At 60.6% G+C, this 26690-nt stretch carries 29 protein-coding genes; 16 read left to right on the top strand and 13 right to left on the bottom strand.

The window, feature by feature from the left end:
• Positions 1 to 108: 108 nt before the first annotated feature.
• Entirely contained in the window at positions 109 to 552 is a 444-nt protein-coding gene (locus V9L13_RS12140) for a PilZ domain-containing protein (RefSeq protein WP_338802622.1), read from the bottom strand.
• On the opposite strand from V9L13_RS12140, the gene V9L13_RS12135 reads away from it, so the two are divergent.
• The 5 genes from V9L13_RS12135 (at position 551) to cysB (ending at position 4518) form a co-directional block, all read left to right on the top strand.
• Positions 551 to 937 (top strand): thioredoxin family protein, encoded by a 387-nt coding sequence (locus V9L13_RS12135; RefSeq protein ID WP_051018104.1) that lies wholly within the window; start codon positions 551 to 553, stop codon positions 935 to 937. The genes V9L13_RS12140 and V9L13_RS12135 overlap by 2 nt on opposite strands.
• The gene (locus tag V9L13_RS12130; protein ID WP_338802621.1) at positions 938 to 1894 is read left to right on the top strand and encodes a putative 2-dehydropantoate 2-reductase; all 957 of its coding nucleotides are present in this window, start codon (positions 938 to 940) and stop codon (positions 1892 to 1894) included.
• 29 nt (positions 1895 to 1923) lie between these two features.
• Entirely contained in the window at positions 1924 to 2829 is a 906-nt protein-coding gene (locus V9L13_RS12125; protein WP_103483836.1) for a 5'-nucleotidase, read from the top strand.
• Positions 2830 to 2926: 97 nt separating this feature from the next.
• A complete protein-coding gene (locus V9L13_RS12120) occupies positions 2927 to 3430 on the top strand; it encodes a universal stress protein (protein WP_003226793.1) in 504 nt (167 codons plus the stop codon).
• A gap of 113 nt (positions 3431 to 3543) precedes the next feature.
• On the top strand, positions 3544 to 4518 hold the full coding sequence (cysB, locus tag V9L13_RS12115) for an HTH-type transcriptional regulator CysB (protein WP_007908591.1): 975 nt from the start codon (positions 3544 to 3546) through the stop codon (positions 4516 to 4518).
• A 9-nt stretch (positions 4519 to 4527) separates the two neighbouring features.
• On the opposite strand, the gene V9L13_RS12110 is transcribed toward cysB, so the two are convergent.
• Both V9L13_RS12110 and V9L13_RS12105 read right to left on the bottom strand, forming a co-directional pair.
• Positions 4528 to 5010, bottom strand: coding sequence for a GreA/GreB family elongation factor (locus V9L13_RS12110; RefSeq protein WP_003226791.1), 483 nt, complete (start codon positions 5008 to 5010; stop codon positions 4528 to 4530).
• Positions 5011 to 5012: 2 nt separating this feature from the next.
• A complete protein-coding gene (locus V9L13_RS12105) occupies positions 5013 to 5423 on the bottom strand; it encodes a hypothetical protein (protein ID WP_103483834.1) in 411 nt (136 codons plus the stop codon).
• Positions 5424 to 5547: 124 nt separating this feature from the next.
• Between V9L13_RS12105 and earP the strand changes: the two genes are divergently transcribed.
• Both earP and V9L13_RS12095 read left to right on the top strand, forming a co-directional pair.
• A complete protein-coding gene (gene earP, locus V9L13_RS12100; protein ID WP_338802619.1) occupies positions 5548 to 6690 on the top strand; it encodes an elongation factor P maturation arginine rhamnosyltransferase EarP in 1143 nt (380 codons plus the stop codon).
• A 48-nt stretch (positions 6691 to 6738) separates the two neighbouring features.
• Complete coding sequence (locus V9L13_RS12095) at positions 6739 to 7308, top strand: elongation factor P (protein ID WP_003226785.1); 570 nt, start codon at positions 6739 to 6741, stop codon at positions 7306 to 7308.
• Positions 7309 to 7498: 190 nt separating this feature from the next.
• Here V9L13_RS12095 and V9L13_RS12090 read toward each other — a convergent pair whose 3' ends face one another.
• From V9L13_RS12090 to V9L13_RS12080, 3 genes are all read right to left on the bottom strand, one after another.
• The gene (locus V9L13_RS12090) at positions 7499 to 7918 is read right to left on the bottom strand and encodes an organic hydroperoxide resistance protein (RefSeq protein ID WP_003226782.1); all 420 of its coding nucleotides are present in this window, start codon (positions 7916 to 7918) and stop codon (positions 7499 to 7501) included.
• Positions 7919 to 8251: 333 nt separating this feature from the next.
• Positions 8252 to 8719, bottom strand: coding sequence for a MarR family transcriptional regulator (locus tag V9L13_RS12085; RefSeq protein ID WP_338802618.1), 468 nt, complete (start codon positions 8717 to 8719; stop codon positions 8252 to 8254).
• A 73-nt stretch (positions 8720 to 8792) separates the two neighbouring features.
• A complete protein-coding gene (locus tag V9L13_RS12080) occupies positions 8793 to 9749 on the bottom strand; it encodes a LysR family transcriptional regulator (protein ID WP_338802617.1) in 957 nt (318 codons plus the stop codon).
• 109 nt (positions 9750 to 9858) lie between these two features.
• Between V9L13_RS12080 and V9L13_RS12075 the strand changes: the two genes are divergently transcribed.
• Positions 9859 to 10608 (top strand): sulfite exporter TauE/SafE family protein, encoded by a 750-nt coding sequence (locus V9L13_RS12075; RefSeq protein ID WP_338802616.1) that lies wholly within the window; start codon positions 9859 to 9861, stop codon positions 10606 to 10608.
• Here V9L13_RS12075 and V9L13_RS12070 read toward each other — a convergent pair.
• Entirely contained in the window at positions 10598 to 11452 is an 855-nt protein-coding gene (locus V9L13_RS12070; protein ID WP_025113145.1) for a LysR substrate-binding domain-containing protein, read from the bottom strand. The genes V9L13_RS12075 and V9L13_RS12070 overlap by 11 nt on opposite strands.
• A 97-nt stretch (positions 11453 to 11549) precedes the next feature.
• Between V9L13_RS12070 and V9L13_RS12065 the strand changes: the two genes are divergently transcribed.
• Positions 11550 to 11765, top strand: a complete 216-nt coding sequence (locus V9L13_RS12065) for a DUF1127 domain-containing protein (RefSeq protein WP_003226778.1) — start codon at positions 11550 to 11552, stop codon at positions 11763 to 11765.
• 64 nt (positions 11766 to 11829) lie between these two features.
• Positions 11830 to 13056: a winged helix-turn-helix domain-containing protein gene (locus V9L13_RS12060; protein WP_338802615.1), complete on the top strand. Its 1227-nt coding sequence runs from the start codon at positions 11830 to 11832 to the stop codon at positions 13054 to 13056.
• 117 nt (positions 13057 to 13173) lie between these two features.
• On the opposite strand, the gene V9L13_RS12055 is transcribed toward V9L13_RS12060, so the two are convergent.
• Positions 13174 to 14520, bottom strand: coding sequence for a 3-deoxy-7-phosphoheptulonate synthase class II (locus V9L13_RS12055; protein WP_003226774.1), 1347 nt, complete (start codon positions 14518 to 14520; stop codon positions 13174 to 13176).
• 153 nt (positions 14521 to 14673) lie between these two features.
• Between V9L13_RS12055 and V9L13_RS12050 the strand changes: the two genes are divergently transcribed.
• Positions 14674 to 15429 (top strand): spermidine synthase, encoded by a 756-nt coding sequence (locus tag V9L13_RS12050; RefSeq protein ID WP_338802614.1) that lies wholly within the window; start codon positions 14674 to 14676, stop codon positions 15427 to 15429.
• Positions 15430 to 15538: 109 nt separating this feature from the next.
• On the opposite strand, the gene V9L13_RS12045 is transcribed toward V9L13_RS12050, so the two are convergent.
• On the bottom strand, positions 15539 to 16330 hold the full coding sequence (locus V9L13_RS12045) for a crotonase/enoyl-CoA hydratase family protein (protein ID WP_338802613.1): 792 nt from the start codon (positions 16328 to 16330) through the stop codon (positions 15539 to 15541).
• A gap of 423 nt (positions 16331 to 16753) precedes the next feature.
• On the opposite strand from V9L13_RS12045, the gene V9L13_RS12040 reads away from it, so the two are divergent.
• On the top strand, positions 16754 to 18427 hold the full coding sequence (locus V9L13_RS12040; protein ID WP_003226768.1) for a DEAD/DEAH box helicase: 1674 nt from the start codon (positions 16754 to 16756) through the stop codon (positions 18425 to 18427).
• A 105-nt stretch (positions 18428 to 18532) separates the two neighbouring features.
• Here V9L13_RS12040 and V9L13_RS12035 read toward each other — a convergent pair whose 3' ends face one another.
• Positions 18533 to 19300: a class III extradiol ring-cleavage dioxygenase gene (locus V9L13_RS12035; RefSeq protein WP_338802612.1), complete on the bottom strand. Its 768-nt coding sequence runs from the start codon at positions 19298 to 19300 to the stop codon at positions 18533 to 18535.
• 104 nt (positions 19301 to 19404) lie between these two features.
• Here V9L13_RS12035 and V9L13_RS12030 point away from each other — a divergent pair, with 104 nt between their 5' ends.
• Entirely contained in the window at positions 19405 to 20061 is a 657-nt protein-coding gene (locus V9L13_RS12030; RefSeq protein ID WP_103483825.1) for a thiopurine S-methyltransferase, read from the top strand.
• Between the two features lie 199 nt (positions 20062 to 20260).
• On the opposite strand, the gene htpX is transcribed toward V9L13_RS12030, so the two are convergent.
• Together htpX and V9L13_RS12020 are read right to left on the bottom strand one after the other, a co-directional pair.
• Entirely contained in the window at positions 20261 to 21148 is an 888-nt protein-coding gene (gene htpX, locus V9L13_RS12025) for a protease HtpX (RefSeq protein WP_045122567.1), read from the bottom strand.
• 304 nt (positions 21149 to 21452) lie between these two features.
• Positions 21453 to 22664, bottom strand: coding sequence for a pyridoxal phosphate-dependent aminotransferase (locus V9L13_RS12020; protein WP_003226761.1), 1212 nt, complete (start codon positions 22662 to 22664; stop codon positions 21453 to 21455).
• A 223-nt stretch (positions 22665 to 22887) separates the two neighbouring features.
• Here V9L13_RS12020 and msrB point away from each other — a divergent pair, with 223 nt between their 5' ends.
• The 3 genes from msrB to V9L13_RS12005 all read left to right on the top strand — a co-directional run bounded on the left by msrB (position 22888) and on the right by V9L13_RS12005 (position 24328).
• Positions 22888 to 23283, top strand: coding sequence for a peptide-methionine (R)-S-oxide reductase MsrB (gene msrB / locus V9L13_RS12015; protein WP_338802611.1), 396 nt, complete (start codon positions 22888 to 22890; stop codon positions 23281 to 23283).
• Between the two features lie 101 nt (positions 23284 to 23384).
• The gene (locus V9L13_RS12010) at positions 23385 to 23870 is read left to right on the top strand and encodes a glutathione peroxidase (RefSeq protein ID WP_003226757.1); all 486 of its coding nucleotides are present in this window, start codon (positions 23385 to 23387) and stop codon (positions 23868 to 23870) included.
• A complete protein-coding gene (locus V9L13_RS12005) occupies positions 23867 to 24328 on the top strand; it encodes a MarR family transcriptional regulator (RefSeq protein ID WP_338802610.1) in 462 nt (153 codons plus the stop codon). The genes V9L13_RS12010 and V9L13_RS12005 overlap by 4 nt, the downstream gene beginning before the upstream one ends.
• Here V9L13_RS12005 and V9L13_RS12000 read toward each other — a convergent pair.
• On the bottom strand, positions 24312 to 26633 hold the full coding sequence (locus tag V9L13_RS12000; RefSeq protein ID WP_338802609.1) for a response regulator: 2322 nt from the start codon (positions 26631 to 26633) through the stop codon (positions 24312 to 24314). The genes V9L13_RS12005 and V9L13_RS12000 overlap by 17 nt on opposite strands.
• Positions 26634 to 26690: the final 57 nt, after the last annotated feature.

Here is a 26690-nt window from a genome sequence, read left to right as displayed (position 1 = left end):
GTGCCGGCCGCCAGCGATCCCCGCGCGGCGGAGCACAGCAGATTTAAGCGCGTCGGGGAGCCGAACCTTAGCGCGTCAGACGCGGCTCGACAATGGGCAAGCGCCGCTTTAATCCAGCACTGGCTGGGCAAAAGCCTTGCGCACGCTATCGTGGGAGAACTCGTCGGCGTGTTGTTCGACCCATTGCAGGGCCAGCGCCTGGATATCCTGCAGGTCGTCATGGGCGTCGTTCATGCGGCAATAACGCTCGATCTGGCACACCTGTTCACCCATCCGGGCACTGAACAGCGTCTGCTCATCGGTGAATGCGATCCCCACCAGATAGCCCTTTTTGCGCCGCAAACACCACGCGACATAGCCCGGATAACAGATCTCGGCATTGAGTGTCGGCATGCGCACTTGCAGCGCCGTGCCGTGGCGCCACGCGCGGTGATAATTGCAAGCGATCCCGCCGAGGCTGATAGTGTGCAGCTGTTGCCTGGAAATACACTCGGGCTTGAGCAAGGTTAATTCAACCGGCACTTCGTCCGGATGAGGAATGAAACGTCCCATGAGCACAGACTCCCTGTGTCGGCCATTTGACATTGTTTCCCCCAGTATAGTGGTCGAATCCGAGCTGACCGATTTCGACGCCGACCAGCGGTTGCTGGCGATGAGCGGCGTTTCGCTGGTGATTTTCACCAGTGTCGGCTGTTCCAGCTGCCGCTATGCCAGAGAGGTTTTGCCGGGGTTCGAGCTGGCGGTTGATCGCCTGTGCTGGATCGATGCCGGCAACAACGGCGGGTTGGTGGAGCGCTATCAGGTCTTTCATTTGCCGGCGCTGTTTGTAGTGCGCGACGGCGAGTTCTTTGGGGCATTGCACACGCGCCTGACCGCCGATGCGCTGAACGCAGCAGTGGCGCAGGCACTGGGTCGAATTGCAGAGGAGTTGCCATAGATGGTGGGAGCAGACAGCAAACCGGTGATCGGGATTATCGGCACCGGTGCCATTGGCGGGTTCTACGGTTTGATGCTGGCGCGGGCCGGTTTCGATGTACACTTTTTACTGCGCAGTGAATTCGCCGCAGTGGCCGAACGTGGTTTGCAGGTGGACAGTGCCGTGCATGGCACGCTGACGCTGAACCCGGTGCAAGCCTATGCCAAGGCCGAGGACATGCCTGCCTGCGACTGGTTGCTGGTCGGCGCCAAGACCACCAGCAGCACCGGCCTGGCCCCGGCGATCATTGCCGCGGCCAGGCCCGGCGCGAAAGTGCTGGTGCTGCAAAACGGTCTGGACGTCGAAGACAGCCTGCGCGAGTTGTTGCCCGACTCCCTGCATCTGCTCGGTGGCCTGTGTCTGATCTGCGTGCATCGCGAAGGTCCCGGGCACATCACCCATCAGGCGCTGGGGGCGGTGAACATCGGCTATCACAGTGGCCCGGCGGCAGGCGACGCGGCGCGCCTGGCGCTGGTCGAGGAGGGCGCCAGTCTGTTCCGCGCGGCCGGTATCGATTCGCAGGCGATGCCCAATCTGCAACAGGCACGCTGGCAGAAACTGGTGTGGAATATTCCCTATAACGGTCTCTCGGTGCTGCTAGGTGCCGGCACCACGCCGCTGATGGCTGACGCGGACAGTCGCGCGCTGATTCAGGCGTTGATGGCCGAAGTGGTGCAGGGCGCCAAGGCCTGTGGTCACGACATGCCGCCCGGTTATGCCGAGTACCTGTTCATGATGACCGAGAAAATGCCCGACTACTGGCCGAGCATGTACCACGATTTGCTGCACAAGCGGCCGCTGGAACTGGAAGCGATTTACGCCCGGCCACTGGCTGCGGCCAAAGCCGTGGGGTTCGAATTGCCGCGGATCGAAGCGCTGTATCGCACGTTGAGTTTCATCGACCGACGCAACACCTGAGTCGGTTTTCTGGGGGAGTGGGGGAAGGCATGGCCAAGAACATCGATGACAAACTGGTGCTGGCGATTTCGTCTCGTGCCCTGTTCGACCTGAGCGAGAGTCACAAGGTCTACCTGGCGAGCGGCGTCGAAGCCTATCGGCAATATCAGATCGAACACGAAGACGAGATCCTCGCGCCCGGCGATGCCTTTCCTTTGGTGGAAAAACTCCTCAGCCTCAACAGTCGCCTCGACCGCGCCCGGGTCGAGGTGATTCTGGTTTCGCGCAACAGCGCCGATACCGGCCTGCGCGCCTTCAATTCGATTCACCACTATGGACTGGATATCTCGCGGGCGGCATTCGTCGGTGGGCGCAGTCCTTATCCCTACCTCAAGGCTTTTGGCTGTGACTTGTTCCTGTCGACGCACGCAGAAGATGTGCGCGCTGCGCTGGACGCCGGGTTTGCCGCGGCGACGATTCTCTCCGGCGGGGCCAGTCGTGCCGCCAGTGATGAGTTGCGCATCGCCTTCGACGGCGACGCGGTGCTGTTTTCCGATGAGTCCGAACGTGTATATCAGTCCGGCGGGCTGCTGGCGTTTCAGGCCAAGGAACGTGAGTCTGCGCGCGAGCCGTTACGCGGTGGGCCGTTCAAAGGTTTTCTGGCGGCGCTCAATGCGCTGCAACGCGAGTTCCCCGAGGACGACTGCCCGATCCGCACGGCGCTGGTCACCGCGCGTTCGGCACCGGCACATGAGCGGGTGATTCGTACATTGCGCGAGTGGGACATCCGCCTCGACGAGTCGCTGTTCCTTGGCGGGCTGACCAAATCGGCGTTTCTCGAAGCCTTCGCTGCCGATGTGTTTTTCGACGATCAGGCCGGCCACTGCGAGGCCGCCCGCGAAGTGGTCGCCACCGGTCACGTACCGCACGGCATCAGCAACGAACCATCGATCTAAAGCCCCTGTGCTTCAAGACGTTGCGTCGCACGTCGTACTCGCCAAGGCACTGCTAAGCTGAATCAATCTCCGCCATGTTGGCACGCGAGGAGGTCATATGATTCGTTCGATGCTGTATGCCACTGACCTCGGTCTGTACGCACCTTTAGTGATGCAGCATGCCTTGGCACTGGCGCGGACATTCAATGCCGACTTGTATGTGGTGCATGCAGTGGAACCTATGGGACTGTTCGCCGAATCGGTGTTGCAGAGCTATCTCGACGAACAGGCATTGAACGAATTTCACAGTCAGGGTCTGAAAACAGTCATCGCCAATATCGAACAACGGGTGCTGGACAGTTTTCGCGAAGAATTGGGGGAGGACGGCGAACAGGATCTGCAGCGGATTCGTGCGGTACGGGTACTGCAGGGCGATCCGTCGCAGGTGATTCTTGACCAGGTGGAGAAACTCTCTGTGGATTTGCTGATCGTAGGCACTCACAGCCACGGTGTCGGGGCGGAAACGCCTTTGGGGCGTACGGCGACCCGGGTCCTGCAATTGGCCAAGGTGCCGGTTTATCTGGTGCCGTTGGTGGAGCGCCGGCGTCGGGAGGATCGCTGAAGCGGGAATAATGGCGTTTTGATAAAAAAGTTCTAGATTTATTCATCAAACCATTAATATAGTTATATACCGTCGCTGATGCCCGTGGCGTCTACCTGCTTTGAGGGATACATATGAAGCTTCAACAATTGCGCTACATCTGGGAAGTGGCGCACCACGACCTCAACGTTTCCGCTACAGCCCAAAGCCTTTACACCTCGCAACCGGGTATCAGTAAACAAATCCGCCTGCTGGAAGACGAACTCGGCGTTGAAGTGTTTGCCCGCAGCGGCAAGCACTTGACCCGCGTCACCCCGGCCGGCGAACGCATCATCACCACCGCAGGGGAAATCCTGCGCAAGGTCGAAAGCATCAAGCAGATTGCCCAGGAATTCTCCAACGAGAAGAAAGGCACCCTGTCTATCGCCACCACCCACACCCAGGCGCGTTATGCATTGCCGCCGGTGATCAGCAATTTCATCAAGCAATACCCGGACGTGGCGCTGCACATGCATCAGGGTTCGCCGATGCAGATCGCCGAGATGGCCGCTGACGGCACCGTCGATTTCGCCATCGCCACCGAAGCGCTGGAACTGTTCGGCGATCTGGTGATGATGCCGTGCTATCGCTGGAACCGTTGCGTGGTCGTGCCGCAGGGCCACCCGCTGACCAAGCTGCCGAAGCTGACCCTTGAAGCGCTGGCCGAATACCCGATCGTGACATACGTGTTCGGTTTCACTGGCCGTTCGAAACTCGACGAAGCCTTCAGCCATCGCGGCCTGACGCCGAAAGTGGTGTTCACCGCTGCCGACGCCGACGTGATCAAAACCTACGTGCGCCTGGGTCTGGGTGTGGGCATCGTCGCCAAGATGGCGGTCGACACCAAGCTCGATAACGACCTGGTGGTGCTGGATGCCAGCGAATTGTTCGAGTCGAGCATTACCAAGATCGGTTTCCGTCGCGGTACTTTCCTGCGTGGTTTCATGTGCGACTTCATCGAGAAGTTCGCCCCGCACCTGACCCGCGAAGTGATGGCCAAAGCCATCCAGTGCCACAACAAGCAGGAACTGGAAGAGCTGTTCGACGGCGTCGAACTGCCAGTCCACTGAGTCCCTGCCTCACAGCACCTCGGTGACAGCGAACTGTTGCCGGGTGCCCGCCACCAGAATCTCCACCTCATCGCCCTCGAACTTGCCCAGCAGGCTTTTGCCCAGCGGCGAGCGCGGGGTGATGACGGTAATCGGCTGACCCACCACATCGACTTTCAGGCCCGCCGCATCCGGCGCCAGAAACAGCCATTGCTCGCGACCCTTTTCGTCCTCCAGGCCGAGCAGGGCGCCGATCTCGATGCCGCGATTTTCGTCATAGGCGCGCAGTGTCAGGTTCTGGCACAGCGCCAGTGACTGGCGGATTTCCTCGACGCGTTTCGCCTGACCTGCTGCCAGATAAGAGGCTTCAAGCCCAAGGGTGTCGTACTTGTTCTCGGCGATGTTCTCTTCGTGGGTCGCGGTTTCGTAAGCGGTCTGCGCGGCGCGCTCGGCGATGTCGAGGTCGACGCGCAGTTTGTCGAGGATCAGTTGGTGGACGGTGTGCTTGTTCATGATCAATCGCAGAATTGCAAAACGTTGGCGCGGCTCTTCTCGCTCGGCGCGGTCTGGTCCTGTTGCAGCCAGAACTGGCACTTGGGGTTTGACTGGTTGCGACTGCTGCTGCGTGCCTGATCCAGGCGATTCTGCTGTTCGTTCTTGCGCAGGTTCTCTTCGTACTGCTCGAACAGCGGACTCTGTGGCGGAATGTCCGGTTGTACCTGAACGGCCGCCGGGGGCTTGGCCAGTTGCTGCACGGCCTGAGCGACAGGCGCCAGTTGCTCGGTGAACACAAAGCGTGAAAGCAACCAGCAGGTCAAGGCGATGGCCAGAAAGCCCAGCCACATGCCCAGGGCAATGCTGCCGGTCAGCCGCAGCGCGCTAAGCTGAACAGGCAAGGGACGACGCGGGGTGGGGCGATAGGGCATGGCTGCCTCCTGGCGGATGATTACGGGCAAGTCGCGATTGTCGCACGAAGATTAATCGCCGTCGGCTCTTCTGCGCGAGGTCATTTATGCGGACAATCAGCCCTTTTGCCAACGGGAGTCTTGCATGTCGGTACCGAAAACCCGCTGGGATATTTTTTGCACCGTGGTCGACAACTATGGCGACATCGGTGTGACCTGGCGTCTTGCCCGCCAACTGGTGGCCGAGCATGCGCTGGCGGTGCGTCTGTGGGTCGATGACCTGCGCGCCTTCGAACGTATCTGCCCCGAGATCGACATCAACCTTGCCCAGCAATCGCAGCAGGGCGTCGAGGTGCGGCACTGGCCGAGCGACTGGCCGCAAACGGAAGCCGCCGATGTGGTGATCGCCGCATTTGCCTGTCAGTTGCCACCGGCGTACATGGACGCCATGGCCGAGCGGCAACGGCCACCACTGTGGATGAACCTCGATTACCTCAGCGCCGAAGACTGGGTAACCGGTTGTCATGGCTTGCAGTCGGTGAAGTACAAGTCGGTACAGAAATTCTTTTTCTTTCCCGGATTTCAGCCGGGGACCGGCGGCTTGCTGCGTGAAGGCGGTCTGCTTGAGCGTCGTCGGCATTTTCAGCAGGATGCCGCTGCACAGCGACAATTCCTGCAAGGCCTGGGTGTCGATCGCGCAGCGGATTCGCAACTGATCTCCTTGTTTGCCTACGAAAATGCCGGGCTGGCCAGTTGGCTGGATGTGCTGGCGGCCGATAGCACACCGACCCATTTGCTGGTGCCGGAGGGGCGGATTCTCGGTGATGTCGCGCGCTGGCTCGGAGTCGATTCGCTGGCCATCGGTGATTTGAACGTGCGTCAGGCGCTGACGGTGCAGGTGCTGCCGTTCGTCCGTCAGGATCAATACGATCAGTTGCTGTGGTGCTGCGATTTCAACGCGGTGCGTGGGGAAGACTCGTTCGTCCGCGCACAGTGGGCCGGGCGACCGATGCTCTGGCACATCTATCAGCAGGACGAAGACATCCATCTCGACAAGCTCGACGCCTTTCTCGCGCTCTATACCAAAGGGCTTTCACCGGCCGCTGCCGAGGCGATCAACGGTCTGTGGCGGGCCTGGAGCGCCGGACAACCGATTGGCGAGCACTGGCTGGAGGCCCGTAAACACTGGTCGCAATTGCAGGACAACGCCGAAGCATGGTGTCTGGAACAAGGCTTGCAGGCGGATCTTGCCACGGCGCTGGTAAGGTTTTACCTAAATTGGATATGATACGCGGCCTAGATTTTTGTAAATCCCATCCAAATTCGGATATTCGCAATGAAAACTGGTAAAGAACTCAAACCCGGTACCGTGATCCGTATCGACAACGATCCTTGGCTGGTTCAGAAAGCTGAATTCACCAAGTCGGGCCGTAACAGCGCGATCATGAAGACCAAGCTGAAGAACCTGCTGACCGGTTACAAGACCGAAACCGTTTACGGTGCGGACGACAAGCTGGACGACGTGATCCTCGACCGCAAAGAAGCGACCCTGTCCTTCATCAGCGGCGACACCTACACGTTCATGGACACCACTGACTACACCATGTACGAGCTGAACGCCGAAGACATCGAAAGCGTTCTGCCTTTCGTTGAAGAAGGCATGACCGACGTTTGCGAAGCCGTGTTCTTCGAAGAGCGTCTGGTTTCCGTAGAACTGCCGACCACTATCGTGCGTCAGGTTGACTACACCGAAGGTTCCGCTCGCGGTGACACTTCCGGCAAGGTGATGAAGCCTGCCAAACTGAAGAACGGTACCGAGCTGTCGGTTGCTGACTTCATCGAAATCGGCGACATGATCGAGATCGATACCCGCGAAGGCGGTTCCTACAAAGGCCGTGCCAAATAAGCACTGCTTTTCGCGGAAAGAAAAAGCCCGACCATTGAGTCGGGCTTTTTTGTGCCTGCGATTTCACGTTTAGCGCTGAACCCTGTGGGAGCGGGCTTGCTCGCGAATGCGGTGTGTCATTCAACGAACAGGTTGTCTGACCAGGCCTGTTCGCGAGCAAGCCCGCTCCCACAGTGGTTTGGTGTTGTTCTCAAACGGTGGTGTGCAGACGTACTTCAACATTACCGCGAGTGGCGTTGGAGTACGGGCAGACCTGGTGCGCCGCTTCGACCAGGCTCTGTGCATCCGCTTGCTCCAGGCCTGGCAGGCTGATGTGCAGATCGATGTCCAGACCGAAACCGCCAGGGATCTGGCCGATACCGACGTGGGCGGTGATCGAGGCGTCGTCGGGGATTTTTCGTTTGGTCTGGCTGGCAACGAATTTCAGTGCGCCGATGAAGCAGGCCGAGTAACCGGCAGCGAACAGTTGCTCAGGGTTGGTCGCTGCACCGCCAGCACCGCCGAGTTCTTTCGGGGTAGCGAGTTTGACGTCGAGGATATTGTCGCTGGAGATCGCACGACCATCACGGCCGCCAGTGGAGGTTGCGATTGCGGTGTAGAGAGTTTGCATGGTGTGAGCCTCGTCGAGTGTGTTTGTTTGCGCTAATTGTTTGCGCGCTAAGTAAGTGCGAGATGAATGTAGCTCGCTAATGTTTAGTGCGCAAGATAATTTTTTTGAGAAAGCTGAATCTCGGTCCTTTAAGTGCACTGTCGATCAGCTTGAAAGTGAAGATTTCGAGCGGGTGGTGGGGGGGCGGCGAGGGGCTGAAGAATATTTTTCCTGGTGAACCGATCCTTTGTAGGAGTGAGCCTGCTCGCGATAGCGGTGGAACAGGCAATACGGAGGCTGACTGAACCACCGCTATCGCGAGCAGGCTCACTCCCACAAGGGGGGGCAGCGCTGTTATCCGGTCAGGCTGTCTTGCAGATGACTGCGCAGCACTTGCAGTTCCGCTTGCAGGTTTTGCAGTCGCTCGACGGTAAAGCCACTGGCGCCGAGGATGCACTGCGGAACGCTTTTGGCTTGCTCACGAAGGGCGCGGCCCTGCGGCGTCAGCTCGACGATCACCACCCGTTCGTCTTCACGGCTGCGGGTTCGACTGAGCAGACCTTCGCCTTCCAGACGCTTGAGCAACGGCGTCAGCGAGCCTGGATCGGTCAGCAATCGCGTGCTGATTTCGCCCACGGTCAAACCGTCCTTTTCCCACAGCACCATCATCGCCAGATACTGCGGGTAGGTCAGCCCCAGCGCTTGCAGTAGTGGCTTGTAGACCTTGGTCATCATCAGCGAAGTGGAGTGCAGGGCGAAGCAGGCCTGGTTATCCAGCAGCAGGTGATCGCAGTTGTCGGGGGTGTCGCGTTCGGTGGTCATGGCAACGCCTTGTTCGATGATGGGCTTGAATCTAGCGCCCGAATGTTTAATGCGCCAGATAATTATCCAGAATCTAGTGCCGGCCCAGCTCTCGCTGTAGCGCCAGATCCCACGGCGGCACCGGGCTGAAACGGGTCTTGAGGTATTCCAGAAGCAAACGGCTGCGCGAGTTGGTTTGCTGTTCCATGCGCAGCGCATAGATACCGGTGGTTTCCGGTTGTGGCAGGCCGGTCTCGCAGAACAGCGGCAGCAACTCTCCGCGCAGCAGGTACTCACTGGCCAGCCAGGTCGGCAAATGCGCGATGCCCAGCCCGGCGAGTGCGCCGCACACCAGGGCTTCGGCATTGTTGGCGCTCATGCGGATTCGTGAGGGGCGATGCAGTTGCATTTGCCCGTCCAGTTCGAAGCGCCAGGCGAAGGGCGGGGCGAGGCCTTCCCAATCCAGTCCGTCGTGTTCACCCAACTGCGCAGGATGGCTCGGCGCGCCATGGCGTTTGAGGTAGTCGGGGCTGGCGCAGGCGATGCGCACCATGCTCGCCAGCGGGGTGGCGACCAGCCGCGTATCGGCCATTTGCCCGGCGCGCAGCACCAGATCAACTTTGCCCAGATTCGAGCCGTGCATGTCGATGAAGCTGTCGATCAGGTGCAACTGCACATCCAGCCCCGGGTACAGCACCAAAAAGTCGGCGATGACCGGCGCGAGATGGCGGCGACCGAACGCAGCGGGGGCATCAATGCGGATCAAGCCTTCCGGCGCACTGCTCAACGACACCGCTTCGGCACGGGCCAGTTGCAGTTCGCTGACGATACGTCGCGCCCGCTCGGCAAACGCCAACCCGGCCGGGGTTGCCCGCACAGCGTGGGTGCTGCGGATGAACAACTGGCTACCGACGGCGCTTTCCAGGCTATCAATGCGCCGAGCAATGGCGGAAGGCGTCAGCGGATGACGACGGGAAACCGCGGAAAAACTGCCGCTTTCCAGAACATCGAGAAATAACCCGAGCTGATCGGTCAACTGATTGGGATTCATGAGAATTCAATGCTTGTGCGAATTTGGCATAGCCATTGTGCGTTGCTGTGCGTTTCCCCGCCAGCCTGTACTGCGTAGGATGAATCGCCTGACGGATGAGGAAATCGCTGTGATCGAGTTTTTGTTGTACCTGTTGTTTGGCGCGGCTCTGGGCACACTGGGCGGGATATTTGGCATCGGCGGTGGTTTGATCGCCATTCCGCTGCTGGGTGTGTGGTTCGGCCTGGATCAACAGATTGCCCAAGGCACGGCGCTGGTGATGGTGGTGCCTAACGTGATGCTGGCGCTGTGGCGCTATCACCAGCGCAATCGCATCGAACTGCGCCATGCGCTGCCGCTGGCGGTCATGGGCTTCTGCTTTGCGTGGATCGGCTCGATCTGGGCGGTGGGCATCGATGCGCAAACCATGCGCATCGGCTTCGTCGCGTTCCTTGTGGTGCTCTCGGCGTACAACCTGCTGAAGATGTTCGGCAAAAAAACTGCGGTGACCTCCGAGATGCGTTACTCATGGCCATGGCTGGGTGTGCTCGGCGCAGCGTCGGGGACCATGGGTGGCTTGTTCGGCGTCGGCGGGGCCGTGGTGGCGACGCCCGTGCTGACCAGTCTGTTCGGCACCACGCAAGTGGTTGCCCAAGGCTTGTCGCTGGCGCTCGCATTGCCGAGCACCGGCGTGACGCTGGTGACGTACGCGGTGCATCACGAAGTGGACTGGATGATCGGTCTGCCGCTGGCCATCGGCGGTCTGGCCAGCATCAGTTGGGGCGTGAAAATCGCCCACGCGATGCCGGAAAGGCTCTTGCGCGGGCTGTTCTGTGGTTTTCTGGTGCTGTGTGCGGTGATGCTCGCCTTTAAAGTTTGAAGCCTTCGACGATGTGCTCGGCCAGGCATTCGGTGATCGGCGACGGATTGTTCAGGTTGCGGATCAGCATGATGCTGGCCTCGGGCAGCAGCGGCAAATCTTCGGCGGCGCCGAGAATGCGCATGTCCGGGGTGATCAGGCTCTCCAGTTGCGCGGTGATCGCCAGACCCGCGCTCACCACCGCCATCAGCGCCGACAGGCTGGTGCTGTTGTAGGCGATGCGGTAGTCGCGGCCCATCGCGTCCAGCGCATTGCACGCCCACAAGCGGCAGAAACAATCACTGTTGAACATCGCCAGTGGCAGCGGCGTCTGCTCGTGGGCGCTGAAGTTTTGCGCTTCAGCCCAGACGAATCGCTCCTTGCGCAGCAACTGGCCGATCTCGTTGCCCGGCTCGCGGGTGACGATCGACAAATCCAGATCGGTGCGCTGCAACAGCTGTTTGCTGGACTCGCAGTGCACTTCGATCTGAATCAGCGGATAGAACTGGGCGAACCGCGACAGGATTCCCGGCAGAAACCGCATCACGTAATCGTCCGGCGTACCGATGCGCACGGTGCCGACCATGTGTGGCTCACGCAGGGTGTTGAACACTTCGCTGTGCAATTTCAGGATGCGCCGCGCATAGCCGAGCAGCACCTGACCTTCGGCGGTCAGGCGTACCTGGCGGCCATCGCGCTCGAACAGCTGGCGTTGCAGAACGTCTTCTTCCAGACGCTTCATCTGCATGCTCACGGCCGATTGCGTGCGGTTGACCATTTCGCCAGCGCGGGTGAAACCGCCCTGGTCGGCGATTGCGACGAAGGTGCGCAGGACATCGGTATCGATACTGGGATAGGCCGACAATTCATCAATCTCCGAGATGCATGGCATCAGAAACATTCGTTGGATTGATCTTAGCTCCGGGGCGAGACTTTAGTCATCCCACATGGAGGGCAACACGATGAAAGGTCAAAAAGTCTATGTCAGTGATGAAAGAGTGCCAGTGCACCTGATCTCGGATCTGCTGCACAAGTTTAGCCGCTGGTACGAATTGCACCGTGAACGTGAGTTGCTCGCCAGTCTGAGTGACGAAGCGTTGAAGGACATCGGGGTCAGCCGGGCTGACGTTGAGCACGAGGCCATCCGGCCGTTCTGGGACGATCCGATGCATAAATGATGAGGGTATCGCTACACAAACCCCTTTTGACTGAGGTAGGTTGCGAGCAGACAAGGAGATGTTCATGCCCGCGACTCTGGCCTTTTCCCTCAAACAGGCGCGACGTCTGGCGCTGGCTGCCCAAGGGTTCAACGGGCGCCAGCCGCTGACCGTCAAGGCGCCGCACGTCAACCGGCTGATTGAACGGCTGGGGCTGTTGCAGATCGACTCCGTCAACGCGGTGGTGCGCTCGCACTACTTGCCGCTGTTTTCTCGTTTGGGTTCATATCCATCCACTCTGCTCGACCAGGCCGCCTGGAGTTCGGGGCGCCGTCGCACGCTGTTCGAATACTGGGGCCACGAAGCATCGTTGCTGCCGCTGGCGATGTATCCCTTGCTGGGGTGGCGGATGCAGCGCGCGAAACGTGGCGAGGACATCTATCAACAATTGGCGAAGTTCGGACGCGAGCAACAAGACACGATTCGTCGGGTTATGGCTTCGGTTGAAGCGCAGGGCGCGTTGGGCGCTGGCAGCCTTTCGACCCGCGAGGACAAGGCCGGTCAGTGGTGGGACTGGAGCGCGGAAAAGCATGCACTGGAATGGTTGTTCGCCGCCGGCGAAGTGACCGTGGCCGGGCGCCGCGGTTTTGAGCGATTGTATGATTTGCCGGAGCGGGTCATCCCTGCGCCGATTCTGCAGCAGCCGTTGCCGGATGAAGCCGAGGGCCAGCGTGGTCTTCTGCTGCACGCGGCCCAGGCACTCGGCGTCGGCACGGAAAAGGATCTGCGCGATTACTTCCGTTTGAACCCGGCCGATGCGCGACCGCGTCTGGCGGAGCTGGTCGAGGACGGGCAGTTGCAAACCTGCGAAGTCGCCGGCTGGCGACAGATCGCCTACTGTCTGCCGCAGCCGAAAGTCCCGCGTAAAGTCGTCGCCAGTGCGCTGTTGTCGCCGTTCGATTCGCTGATCTGGGAGCGCAGTCGTACCGAGCGACTGTTTGATTTCCGCTATCGGCTGGAAATTTATACGCCGCAGGACAAGCGGGTCTTCGGCTATTACGTATTGCCGTTCCTGCACAACGAGCGGATTGCTGCGCGGGTCGATCTGCGCGCCGAGCGGGCGTCGGGGCGGTTGGCGGTGCATGCGGTGCACGAGGAAGAGCCGGGGCTGGATGATCAGGGGATGTTGGCGCTGGCGCTGAATTTGCGGCAGATGGCCGATTGGCTGGGGCTTGCGCGGGTGCAGCTTAATTGTCAGCGCGAGAGTGCAGGGCGATTGCGGGTGGCATTGGCTGAAATCTGTAGTGACTGAGCTGGCCCCTTCGCGAGCAAGCCCGCTCCCACATTGGTTCTGTGCCGTTCACAAATCCAGTGTGGGAGCGGGCTTGCTCGCGAAGGCTGCCTCTCAGACGCTAGAAACCTGACTGATTCAACGCCGAACCTGCTTCAGGGTTTCCGCAATCAAAAACGCCAGTTCCAGCGACTGATCGGCATTCATCCGCGGGTCGCAATGGGTGTGATAACGATCCGACAGCCCGTCTTCCGTGATCGGCCGCGCACCACCGATGCACTCGGTGACATTCTGCCCGGTCATCTCGATGTGAATCCCGCCCGCGTAGCTGCCTTCGGCTTCGTGCACCTGGAAGAACTGCTTCACCTCGCCAAGGATCTGTGCGAAGTCGCGGGTCTTGTAGCCGCTGCTGGCCTTGATGGTGTTGCCGTGCATCGGGTCGGAACTCCACAGCACCTGCTTGCCCTCACGCTGCACCGCGCGAATCAGCGCCGGGAGATGATCGCCGACCTTGTTCGCGCCCATCCGTGCGATCAGGTTCAGGCGGCCCGGATCGTTGTCCGGGTTGAGCACGTCGATCAGGCGGATCAGGTCGTCCGGATTCATGCTCGGGCCGACTTTGACGCCGATCGGGTTGTTCACTCCGCGCAGGAATTCGACGTGGGCGCCGTCAAGCTGACGGGTGCGGTCGCCGATCCACAGCATGTGCGCTGAGCAATCGTAGTAATCGTTGGTCAGGCTGTCGCGACGCACGAAGGCTTCTTCGTAATTCAGCAGCAGCGCTTCGTGGGCGGTGAAGAAACTGGTTTCGCGCAGTTGCGGCGAGCTGTCCATGCCGCAGGCGCGCATGAACGCCAGGGTTTCATCGATGCGGTCGGCGAGGTGGCTGTATTTTTCGGCCAGCGCCGAGTTGGCGATGAAGTCGAGGTTCCACTTGTGCACCTGGTGCAGGTCGGCAAACCCGCCCTGGGCGAAAGCGCGCAACAGGTTCAAGGTGGCGGTGGACTGGTGATAGGACTGCAGCAGGCGCTCCGGATCCGGCACGCGGCTCTTCTCGTCGAAACCGATGCCGTTGACGATGTCGCCACGGTAGGCGGGCAGGGTCACGCCGTCGATGGTTTCGTCGTTGGCCGAGCGCGGCTTGGCGAATTGACCGGCCATGCGCCCGACCTTGACCACCGGACAACCGGCGGCGAAGGTCATGACGATTGCCATCTGCAGCAACACTTTGAAGGTGTCGCGAATCTTCGCTGCCGAGAACTCGGCAAAGCTTTCCGCGCAATCGCCGCCCTGCAACAGGAACGCCCGGCCCTGAGTCACCTCGGCAAACTGTCGGCGCAGCTCGCGTGCTTCACCGGCAAACACCAGCGGCGGATAACTGGCCAGGGTCTGCTCGACCTGGCGCAGGTGTGCGGCGTCGGGGTATTGGGGTTGTTGCTGGATCGGCAGGGCGCGCCAGCTGTCAGGGCTCCAGGGTTGGCTCATCACAGTCTCTAATTCGGTTCTACGCTCGGGACGCCCATGGTAGCAGCAATTAGTGCGTGACCTGGTCCCGCGCCTCGTCGACAATCGCCGCTTTGCCACGGCGCCTGAGCGGCGTCATCGCGTCACCGCGCCCGGTGACCATCAGGAGACGAAATGACTGAGGAGCGCGTCGAGCTGTTGCTCGCCGAGGTACAGGATGAGTTCGGCGTGATTCGCGTGCTGGAAGTGGCCGATTACCGCTTTCTGGAATTCGGCGATGCCATCGAACAGAGCTGCGTGTTCACCGCCGATCCGAGCTGGCTCGAATACGACTACACCCGGGCGATGCTGATTGGCGCGCTGTGTCATGAGCAACCGGAGAGCGCACTGTTTCTCGGCCTCGGTGCCGGCACGCTGACCCAGGCCTGCCTCAAGTTCCTGCCGCTGGAAGACGTCGAAGCCATCGAACTGCGCCCGGACGTGCCGCGTCTGGCCATCGAGTATCTGGGGCTGGATGACGATCCGCGCTTGTACATCCGGGTTGGCGATGCGCTGGAATTGCTGCCGACGGCCGAGCCTGCTGACCTGATCTTTGTCGACCTCTACACCGACGTGGGGCCGGGTGTCGGGCATCTGGCCTGGAGTTTCCTCGGCGACTGTCAGAAGCGTCTGAATCCGGGCGGCTGGCTGGTCATCAACCAATGGGCAACCGATGATGGCAAACCGTTGGGCGCCGCGTTGCTGCGCGGGCTCTATCACCGGCATTACTGGGAATTGCCGGTGAAGGAGGGCAACGTAATTCTGATTGTGCCGGCGGATCTCGATCAGGAGCTCGACCTGCAGGCGCTGACCGCCCGGGCCGAAGCGCTGGCGACGCGGTTGGGGTATTCGTTGCAATCGTTGATCAAGGCGATTCGCCCGGCGACTTGAGTTGTCAGTGATGGCCCCTTCGCGAGCAAGCCCGCTCCCACACTTGAAATGCATTCCAAATGTGGGAGCGGGCTTGCTCGCGAAGAGGGCCTGAAGAGCACCAGATTTCTCAGACCCCTTTGAAGATGCCCGGCCGCCGCTCCACCAGCGACCTCACGCCCTCCTTGGCATCCTCACTCCCCAGCAACTTCTTCACCAGCGCCGGCAACCCCTGCGCTGCCGCTGTCTCACCTTCATACCGCGCCTGGCGCGCCGACATCAGCGTCGCCTGCACCCCCAACGGTGCCTGCCGGGCAATCCGCTCGGCCAGTTCGATCGCCCGTGGCAGCAAATCCTCGCTGGCCATCACTTCCTGCACCAGCCCCAGACGCAACGCATCGTGGGCATCGAACTCATCACCGGTCAGCAACCAACGCATCGCGTTGCCCCAGCCCGCCACCTGATGAAAACGTAACGTCGCGCCACCAAAGGGAAAAATCCCACGCTGCACTTCCATTTGCGCAAAGCGCGTATTGCTCGCACACAGGTTGATATCGGCAGCCAGCATCAACTCGATGCCGATGGTCAGGCAGTAACCCTGCGCGGCAACAATTACCGGTTTGCTCACTCGCGGTCCGACGAAAACACCCCAGGGGTCGCAACCGCCGGTCGGGACCTGCCAGCCTTCGGCGAGGGCGGCGCTGGCGTTGAGCAGGTCCAGGCCGGCGGTAAAGTGCTCGCCATGCCCGAACACCACGGCCACCCGCGCCTCGCTGTCTGCCTCGAACTCACCGTAGGCCAGGCTCAGGGCATTGAGCAGATCGAGGTCGAACGCGTTGCGCTTGGCGGCTCGGTCGAGGCCGATCAAGTGGAGATGACCACGACGTTCACGGCTGACGCGGCCGGGGCAGGGCTGATTCATGGGGAGATCCTCGGGCGGGAAGGGCGGGTGCAGCGACGGTATGCCGCACATCGGTGAATCGTTTAAGCGTCATCACCCGCAGGGCCGGGCCTTTGAAAAATAGACCTTCGCACGATTATCCGCAAAACCCCGTTACACAGCGGTGACACACCGATTCAGACGATAAAAAAAGCTCCCTTTTCGGGCAAAATCCGGTATAGTGCGCGCCGGCCTTTAACCGGGCCGCGTTTAGGTAGCGCAATTTCCCGAAGTCAGCTTCGGCTGCACGTCCGCATTGCGGGCTCTTCCCGGACGATTCTTTTTTTCATTCATTCGTTTTCGCAAATCCCCGCCGACAAAGCTGCCAGGGCGACTCTTGAGTCTCAACACGGCATGCGCAGCTTTGGAGCATGGGTCTTTGCGGATGCACTTAGAGGCAGACCCATGACCCAGGAAACCGGCGGATTCGCCGCTTTTAATCTTAACCCGAATATTCTTGCAGCCGTCGCAGCGACCGGCTACGAAGAGCCTTCGGCGATTCAGCAGCAATCGATCCCGATCATCATGGCCGGCCAGGACATGATTGGCCAGGCGCAAACCGGTACCGGTAAAACCGCCGCGTTCGCACTGCCTATTCTGCACCGCATCGATCCTGCCAAGCGCGAACCGCAAGCCCTGATCCTGGCGCCAACTCGAGAGTTGGCGCTGCAAGTAGCAACCGCTTTTGAAACCTACGCCAAGCAAATGCCTGGCGTCACCGTTGTCGCCGTTTACGGCGGCGCACCGATGGGCCCGCAACTCAAGGCTATCCGTAATGGCGCACAGATTGTTGTCGCTACTCCGGGTCGTCTGTGTGACCACCTGCGTCGCGACGAGAAAGTCCTGTCGACCGTGAACCACCTGGTTCTCGACGAAGCTGACGAAATGTTGAAACTGGGCTTCATGGATGACCTGGAAGTCATCTTCAAGGCGCTGCCATCGACCCGTCAGACCGTTTTGTTCTCGGCGACCCTGCCGCAGTCGATCCGCGCCATTGCCGAACGCCATCTGCGCGATCCGCAACACGTCAAGATCCAGACCAAGACCCAAACCGTTACCGCGATCGAACAGGCTCACCTGTTGGTTCACGCTGACCAGAAGACCTCTGCCGTTCTCAGCTTGCTGGAAGTGGAAGACTTCGACGCGCTGATCATGTTCGTGCGCACCAAGCAAGCGACCCTGGATCTGGCCAGTGCCCTCGACGCCAAAGGCTACAAAGCCGCTGCGCTGAACGGTGACATCGCCCAGAACCAGCGTGAGCGCGTGATCGACTCGCTGAAAGATGGCCGTCTGGACATCGTTGTCGCGACCGACGTGGCTGCTCGTGGTCTGGACGTTCCGCGCATCACCCACGTATTCAACGTGGACATGCCGTACGATCCGGAATCCTACGTGCACCGTATCGGCCGTACCGGCCGTGCCGGTCGCGAAGGTCGTGCGCTGCTGCTGGTGACTCCACGTGAGCGCCGCATGCTGCAAGTGATCGAGCGTGTAACCGGTCAGAAGGTTGCCGAAGTGCGTCTGCCGGACGCTCAGGCTGTTCTCGATGCACGCATCAAGAAACTGACCAACAGCCTGTCGCCGCTGGTCGCTGATGCCGAATCGACTCACGGCGAACTGCTGGATCGCCTGACCGCTGACATCGGTTGCACCCCGCGTGCCCTGGCTGCAGCCCTGCTGCGCAAGGCTACCAACGGTCAAGCGCTGAACCTGGCCGCGATCGAGAAGGAACGTCCACTGGTGCCGAACAACGCACCGCGTGGCGACCGTCCTGAGCGTTCCGGTGATCGTCCTGATCGTGGTGACCGCGAGCGTCGTGCGCCAATGCCTCTGGGCGAAGGTCGTGCCCGTTGCCGTACCGCGCTGGGTGCGCGTGACGGTATCGCCGCCAAGAACCTGCTGGGCGCCATCCTCAACGAAGGTGGTCTGGCCCGCGAAGCGATCGGTCGCATCCAGGTGCGTGACAGCTTCAGCCTCGTCGAACTGCCGGAAGATGGTCTGGACAAACTCCTGACCAAGCTGAAGGACACTCGCGTCGCTGGCAAGCAACTGAAACTGCGTCGCTACCGCGAAGATTGATCCGCCCTCGAGCTGATTGATCGAACATAAAAAATCCCCGACTGGTTCGGGGATTTTTTTTGCCTGCTGTTTGCCTTTGTGGGAGCGAGCCTGCTCGCGAAGGCGTCAACCGAAACGATAAATATCCATACCCAGCGCACCCATCGTGAACCCCTTGTGCGCCACACTGAACTCACCCCCGGCACCACGGGCAAAATACAACGGCAGCAAATGCTCATCACTCGGATGACTGCGCACCGCATTTGGCGCCTGCTGACGATAATCGTGCAGTGCCGCGTCATCGTCGGCCGCCAGCTTGTCGATCATCCAGTCACGGAAGTCCCGTGCCCATGGCTCGACGCTTTCCGGCCCGGCATGCCAGTCCAGTTCGCGCAGGTTGTGGGTGATGCTGCCGGAGCCGATCAGCAAAATGCCTTGATCGCGCAGGCTTGCCAGCGCACGTCCGACACGGGTTTGCAGCGCCGGGCCGCTGCGGCTCGGCAGCGACACCTGTACCACCGGGATATCCGCCTGCGGGTACATCAGCGACAGCGGCACCCAGACGCCGTGATCGAACGGTCGTTGCGGATCAAGGCGTGCCGGCAGATGGGCAGCGTTCAGCAGTTCGGCGATTTCGCCTGCCAGTTGCGGATTGCCCGGTGCCGGATATTGCACTTCAAACAGGGCACGAGGAAAGCCGCCGAAGTCGTGCCAGGTCTCTGGTTGCGGATTACTGCTGACCAGCAGTTCCTGACTTTCCCAGTGCGCAGAAACGATGACGATGGCTTTGGGTCGGGGCAGTTCTGCCGCCAGACGCGCCAGAGCCGGGCCACTGGCACCGGGTTCCAGGGCCAGCATGGGCGAGCCGTGGGAGATAAACAGGCTGGGAAACATGGAGAGGTTCCTGAGCGGTAAGATGGCCTCATCTTCAGTCAGATCATTGATCTAAATCTAATATAAGTTTTAACGCCTTTTGATCGATTTTTTTGGGGTGATGCATGCAGCCTGAGTTTTGGCACAAGAAGTGGGAATCCAATCAGATCGGTTTTCATCTGCCTGAGGTGAACCCGTATCTGCAGCGTCACTGGCCGCCGCTGGCCATCCCGGCCCGCGCGCGGGTGCTGGTGCCGCTGTGCGGCAAAAGCCTGGATCTGCTGTGGCTGGCAGGGCGCGGCCATCAGGTGCTCGGGGTCGAGTTGTCGCAGAAGGCCATCGAGGACTTTTTCAGCGAGCATCAGGTAACGCCGCAGGTCAGCGACAAAGGGCCGTTCAAGGTCTATCGCGCGGATTCCATCGAGTTGTGGTGCGGTGATTTCTTTGCGCTGACGGCAGACGATGTAGCGGACTGTGCTGCGTTGTACGACCGGGCAGCGCTGATCGCCTTGCCGCCCCCCATGCGCGAGCGCTATGCAGCGCATCTGCAGCAGATCCTGCCGCCGGGCGTGCAAGGGTTATTGATCACACTGGATTACGATCAGGCGCAAATGTCCGGGCCACCGTTTGCAGTGGCCGATGATGAGGTGCAGCGCTTGCTGGGTGGTGACTGGCAGGTGCGGATGCTGGAAGAGCAGGATGTGCTGGGGGAGAGCTGGAAGTTTCTGCAGGCGGGAGTGACGCGATTGGAGGAGCGTGTGTATCGGGTTTCTGGCCGATAGTTTTGTATCGGTATTAACAGCCTCTTCGCGAGCAAGCCCGCTCCCACAGGGATCATCGGTGTTCTAACAATCTCGAATACACCAAAAACCACTGTGGGAGGGGGCTTGCTCCCGAAGAGGCCAGAACAGGCAATCCACAATCCCGAGTACAAAAAAGGCCCGCATCACTGCGGGCCTTTTCGTTACTGCGTCAAACCGATCAACCGCGACGACGCAGCGCGTCGATACGCTCTTCCAGCGGCGGGTGGCTCATGAACATGCGGGCAAAGCCCTGTTTGATGCCACCGTTGATGCCGAAGGCGTTCAGGGTGTCCGGCATGTGCACCGGCAGACCCTGCTCGGCACGCAGACGTTGCAGCGCACCGATCATCGCGTTGGTACCCGCCAGACGTGCGCCGGCTTCGTCGGCACGGAATTCGCGCTTGCGCGAGAACCACATGACGATGGCGCTGGCGAGGATGCCCAGAACCAGTTCGGCGAAGATCGTTGCCACGTAGTAGGCAATGCCCTGGCCTTCTTCGTTCTTGAAGATCACCTTGTCGACGAAGTTGCCGATGATCCGCGCGAAGAACATCACGAAGGTGTTCACCACGCCCTGGATCAGCGCCAGGGTGACCATGTCACCGTTGGCCACGTGACCGATTTCGTGGGCCAGCACGGCTTTCACTTCATCCGGCGAAAAGCGCTCGAGCAGGCCCTGGCTGACCGCGACCAGCGCGTCGTTCTTGTTCCAGCCGGTGGCGAACGCGTTGGCCTCGTAGGCCGGGAAAATACCGACTTCGGGCATCTTGATCCCGGCTTCGCGGGACAGTTGCTCGACGGTTTGCAGCAGCCATTGCTCATGCCGGGTGCGTGGCTGGGTGATGATCTGGGTGCTGGTGCTCATCTTCGCCATCCACTTGGAGATGAACAGCGAGAACAGTGAACCGGCGAAACCAAAGACCGCACAGAAAACCAGCAGCTGACTGAGGTTGAGATCAACCCCGTTGGCCGCCATGAACCCGTTGAAGCCGAACAGGCTCAGGGTGATGCTGGCTATCAGCACGACCGCCAGGTTAGTGGCCAAAAACAGCAGGATGCGCATCATGGTTGTAGAAATCTCCTCAAGCTAAAGATGTAGCGTACTGCGGGGTATATAAGGTGCGGCACCGGGTGATTCAACCGAGTGACTATTTCAAACTGTGTCCTACAGCGGATTCCAAGGTCTGCAGGTCATTGCCCACGACCGGAACCGAAAGGGCTGACAGGCAGCCGCCACCCGCCGCCATTACGTCAGGCGCGAATAAGCCATATCAATCGCAAGTGTAGAAGGCGCAGTGAGGCGGGGAGGGCAGAAGTGTTGCTGAATCAGACAGCGCGCAACGCAGGACACGTTGCGCACTGTCGACCGGTTACTGGCGGTAGGACTTCAGGAAGTTGCCGATGCGTCCGATGGCCATCTCGAGATCGTCGACACGGGGCAGGGTCACCACGCGGAAGTGATCCGGCCACGGCCAGTTGAAGGCCGTGCCTTGCACCACCAGCAGCTTCTCGGAGAGCAGCAGGTCGAGGACGAATTTCTCGTCGTTGTGGATCGGGCAGACTTTCGGGTCGATCCGCGGGAACGCATACAGCGCGCCCATCGGCTTGACGCAGCTGACGCCCGGGATGTCGTTGAGCAACTCCCAGGTGCGGTTGCGCTGCTCCAGCAGGCGACCTTGCGGCAGGACCAGATCGTTGATGCTCTGATAGCCGCCCAAGGCGGTCTGGATCGCATGCTGGCTCGGCACGTTGGCACACAGGCGCATGTTGGCCAGCATGTCGATGCCTTCGATATAGCTCTGGGCATTGTGTTTTGGCCCGGAGATGGCGATCCAGCCGGAGCGGAAACCCGCCACGCGGTAGGATTTCGACAGACCGTTGAACGTCAGGCACAGCAGGTCCGGAGCCAGCGAAGCGGTGCAGATGTGCACGGCATCGTCATACAGAATCTTGTCGTAGATCTCGTCGGAGAACACCACCAGGTTGTGCGCGCGGGCGATTTCCAGCATGCCCAGCAGCACTTCCTTCGAATACACCGCGCCGGTCGGGTTGTTCGGGTTGATGATCACCATCGCTTTGGTGTTCGGGGTGATCTTGGCCTTGATGTCGGCCAGATCCGGGAACCAGTCGGCGCCCTCGTCGCACAGGTAGTGCACGGCATTACCGCCGGCCAGGCTCACGGCGGCGGTCCACAGCGGGTAGTCCGGGGCCGGCACCAGCACTTCGTCGCCGTTGTTGAGCAGTGCCTGCAGCGACATCACGATCAGCTCGGACACGCCGTTACCCAGGTAGATGTCTTCGATGCCGACACCTTCGACATTTTTTTGCTGGTAGTACTGCATCACCGCTTTACGCGCGCTGAACAGGCCTTTGGAGTCGCTGTAGCCCTGGGCCGTCGGCAGGTTGCGGATCACATCCTGAAGAATTTCGTCCGGCGCCTCGAAACCAAACGGTGCCGGGTTGCCGATGTTCAGCTTGAGGATGCGCTGGCCTTCCTCTTCCAGACGTTTGGCGTGCTTGAGCACCGGGCCGCGAATGTCGTAGCAGACGTTGGCGAGCTTGTTCGATTTGCTGAACTGCATGGCGATGTGATCCCGAAAATGAACGATCCAGACGGCGAATGGCCAACCGTACTGGGATTCCTGCGTCTTCGCACAGGCGGAGTCTTGCGCCGTGGCGCCGAGAATCCGTTTGAATGCGCCCGGTCTGACTGCCAGACTGGCGTGTGACGAGGCGCAATCATACGTGCCACCCGATCCGTGGAAAAGGTACAGATCGGGCTTTTTCAGCCGCTGAGGTGTGATGATGGAAAAGTTGGAAAAAACCCTGGAAGAATGGCGTGCGATGCTCGACCCCGAGCAGTACAACGTGTGCCGGCTCAGTGCGACCGAACGGCCGTTCTCCGGCAAATACAACGCCACCAAGACTGACGGTGTCTATCACTGCGTCTGCTGCAACGAGCCACTGTTCGACTCCACGACCAAATTCGATTCCGGCTGCGGCTGGCCGAGCTTCTACGCGCCGATCGGCGAAAGCGCCATGACCGAAATCCGCGATACCAGCCACGGCATGATCCGCACCGAGGTCAAATGCGCCCGCTGCGATGCGCATCTGGGCCACGTGTTCCCCGATGGTCCGCCACCGACCAATCTGCGTTATTGCATCAACTCGGTGTGCCTGAATCTCGAGCCGCGCGAGTAATCGAACGGGCGACCTGCGGGTCGCCTTTCGGATAATTAAATTGCACACAATTTAATTGCTCGCTATGTTTGGCCTTTGCCGATAACCCGTGGAGCCGTCTCATGAGCGACAACCTGCTGAATATCCCTGTCACCACCATCAAGGGTGAGCAAAAGACCCTGGCCGATTTCGCCGGCAAGGCCGTTCTGGTGGTCAATACCGCCAGCAAATGCGGCTTCACCCCGCAATACAAAGGCCTGGAAGAGCTGTGGCAGACCTACAAGGATCAGGGCCTGGTGGTGCTGGGGTTTCCGTGCAATCAGTTCGGCAAGCAGGAGCCGGGCAACGAGGGCGCGATCAGCGAGTTCTGTGAGCTGAACTACGGCGTGAGTTTCCCGCTGTTCAAGAAGATCGACGTCAACGGTTCTGACGCGCATCCACTGTTCGTGCAGTTGAAAAAGCGCGCTCCGGGTCTGCTCGGCTCCGAGGGCATCAAGTGGAACTTCACCAAGTTCCTGATCGGCAAGGATGGGCAACTGGTCAAGCGTTTCGCCCCGACCACCAAGCCGCAGGACATGAGCGGCGAGATCGAAGCCCTGCTCAAATGAATAGCCTGCCCGACGATTCGCTGAAGCTCGACAGTCAGTTGTGCTTCAAGTTGTATGCCGCGTCCCGGGCGGTGATTCGCGCTTACAAGCCGATGCTCGATCAGCTTGGCCTGACGTACCCGCAGTACCTGGCGATGCTGGTGCTGTGGGAGTGGCAGGACAAACCGCCGGAGCAACCGACGGTCAAGGCCTTGGGCGAGCGGCTGGCGCTGGACTCCGGCACCCTGACGCCGTTGCTCAAGCGTCTTGAGCAATTGCAGTGGGTGCAGCGCCAGCGTTCGGCGCGCGACGAGCGTGAAGTGCATCTGAGCCTGACCACCCAAGGCCAGGCGCTGCGCGAGCAGGTCGGGCCACTCAAGGCCCGGTTGTTGTGCGACAGCGGGGTGGATCTCGATCGACTCAACGATTTGCGCAACGGCCTCGATCACCTGTTGGGGCAGATCAAAGCACGGACGTAGTCGGAATCCACTGGTCGAGCAGGGCCGCCAGCTCTTCGCGGCGGAACGGCTTGGCCAGGTAATCGCTCATGCCGGCCGCACGGCAGCGCTCACGTTCCTCTGACATGGCATTGGCGGTCAGCGCGACGATCGGCAGGTGCGGCCAGCGCCCGCTCTGGCGAATCTGCCGGCTCGCTTCGTAGCCGTCCATCACCGGCATGTTGCAGTCCATCAGCACCAGATCGAACTCATCATGCTCCAGTTGATCGAGCGCCTCGGCGCCGTGGGCAGCGACCACCACATCGCAACCGAGCTTGCCGAGCATGCCCTTGGCCACCAACTGGTTGACCGGATTGTCCTCCACCAGCAGCACCTTTCCGCGCCGCCGAACCGGCAGGCTCTCGAGCTGCGCATCGTTGATCGTGGCGACGTCCGCCAGCAGGATGCGCCGCAGGATCTGATACAGCGCGTTGCGCGCCAGCGGTCGGGCCTGTTGTTGCAATGGCGCCAGCGCGGCGGCCTCTTCGCTGGGCATGAAGCTGCCATAAGCGGTCACCACCAGGATCGGCGTGCTGAGCGTCGGGCGCAGGCTGAACAGGCATTCCGGGCAGTCGGTGATCACCAGGTCGGGAGACAGGCCCAGCAGCGGATCGTCCATGGTGCGCTGTTCATAGGTCACGCCCCACACTGGCAACAGCGTCTTGAGCAGTTCCGCCAGGCCGCTGCTGGCAGCGGTGATCGCCAGAACCTTGCCCTGCAACGGCGGCGGCATCACCGCCCGGGTGTGGCACGGCAACGGCAGGTCGGCACAGAACTGACTGCCGAAACCGGCCTCGGAACTGATGGTCAATCGGCCTTGCATGGCTTCACACAGGTTGTAGGTCAGCGCCAGGCCGAGGCCGGTGCCGCCATACTGCCGGGTGATGCCGGCACCGGCCTGGGTGAACGGCTGGAAGATTTTCACCTGGGCTTCCTGGGCGATGCCGATGCCGGTGTCGCAGACCTCGATGCGCGCCCCGTCGTTATGCGCTGACAGACGCACATCGACCCGGCCGAACCGGGTGAATTTCAGGGCATTGGACAGCAGGTTGCTGACAATCTGCCGCACCCGGGTCGGATCCCCCAACACCAGCGCGGGGAAGTGCGGGTCGATCAGGCAGGTCAATTCAACGCTGGGAGCCGCGTTCTGCGACAGCAGGTTGGCGGTGTCCTCGATCAGCGAGCCGAGGTCGAACGGGATGTGTTCCAGCTCCAGTTGCCCCGCATCGAACTTGGACAGGTCGAGAATATCGTTGAGCAGTTCCACCAGCACCTTGCCCGAGTCGTGGGCAATCGACAGCTGTTGCTGCTGCTCGGCATTCAGTGGCCCGTCGAGGGACAGGGCGATCATCCCCAGCAGGCCGTTGAGCGGGGTGCGGATCTCGTGGCTCATGTTGGCAAGGAATGCCGAGCGCGCTTCAGCCATGTCCAGCGCGGTGCTGCGGGCCACCTCCAGTTCCTCGTTGGACTGGCTGAGCCGGGTGTTGATGGCCTTGAGCTCGGCGGTGCGGGCCGAGACGATGTGTTCCAGTTGTCCGAGGTAATCGGTCAGGCGGTTTTCGGCGTTGCGGCGTTGCTGGATTTCCGTGGCGATGTTGTCGAACTGCTGGTTGGCGACTTTGACCAGTACGCCGATCTCGTCGTTGGCGTGGCCGGCCGGACATTCCAGAGTCGTCGGTTCTGCGCTGCGTGCGTCGCGCGCGCTGAGTTCCCGGATCAGACGCACCAGTGGCTTGGTCAGCATCACGTAGAACAGCGCCAGCAGGATGCCGGTGAGGATCAGGCTGCGGGCAAAACCGTTGAGCAGGGTGACTTCGGCGCGGCGCAGGAACCGGCTGCCGAACGCGTAGGTGTCGACTTCCAGACTCAGCGTGCCCAGCGATTCGTTGGGCAGGTGGTCGAGGTACAGGCGGTCTTCGAACTGGCGTTTGGCGCCGAACAGGAAATCGCTGATCACCCGATAACCGCTTTGCAGTTCCGGGCGTTTGACATTGGCCAGGACGTTACCGTTGTTGTCGGTCATTTGCGCCGAGATGATCGCCGGCGAACGCAACAGGCCCAGGGTCAGTTCCTGCGCCAGTTCCGCGTCGATGTTGTAGGCGATGCGCGATGCCGGATTGTGGCTGATTTCCAGCAAAGACAGGATTTCACGGTTGATGGAGGCGTCTTCACTGGCATAATCGATGCCGATTTGCAGCAGGCTGAGCAGCGTGCCCAGAATGAACCCGACCAGCACAGTGAATCTGGCTTGCTTGTAAGACAGCCGGTGGGTGAATTTGATATCCATAGGGTGTTGAACCACTTCCGTTTCCCTTCGCTGCTCAAGCATAGTCGATCATGTATG

Origin of the sequence: Pseudomonas sp. RSB 5.4 (assembly GCF_037126175.1) — a bacterium.
In the GTDB taxonomy this organism is placed as follows: domain Bacteria; phylum Pseudomonadota; class Gammaproteobacteria; order Pseudomonadales; family Pseudomonadaceae; genus Aquipseudomonas; species Aquipseudomonas fluorescens_H.
The sequence above is the reverse complement of the archived record's forward strand: the minus strand, read 5'-3'. Positions and strand labels throughout refer to the sequence as shown.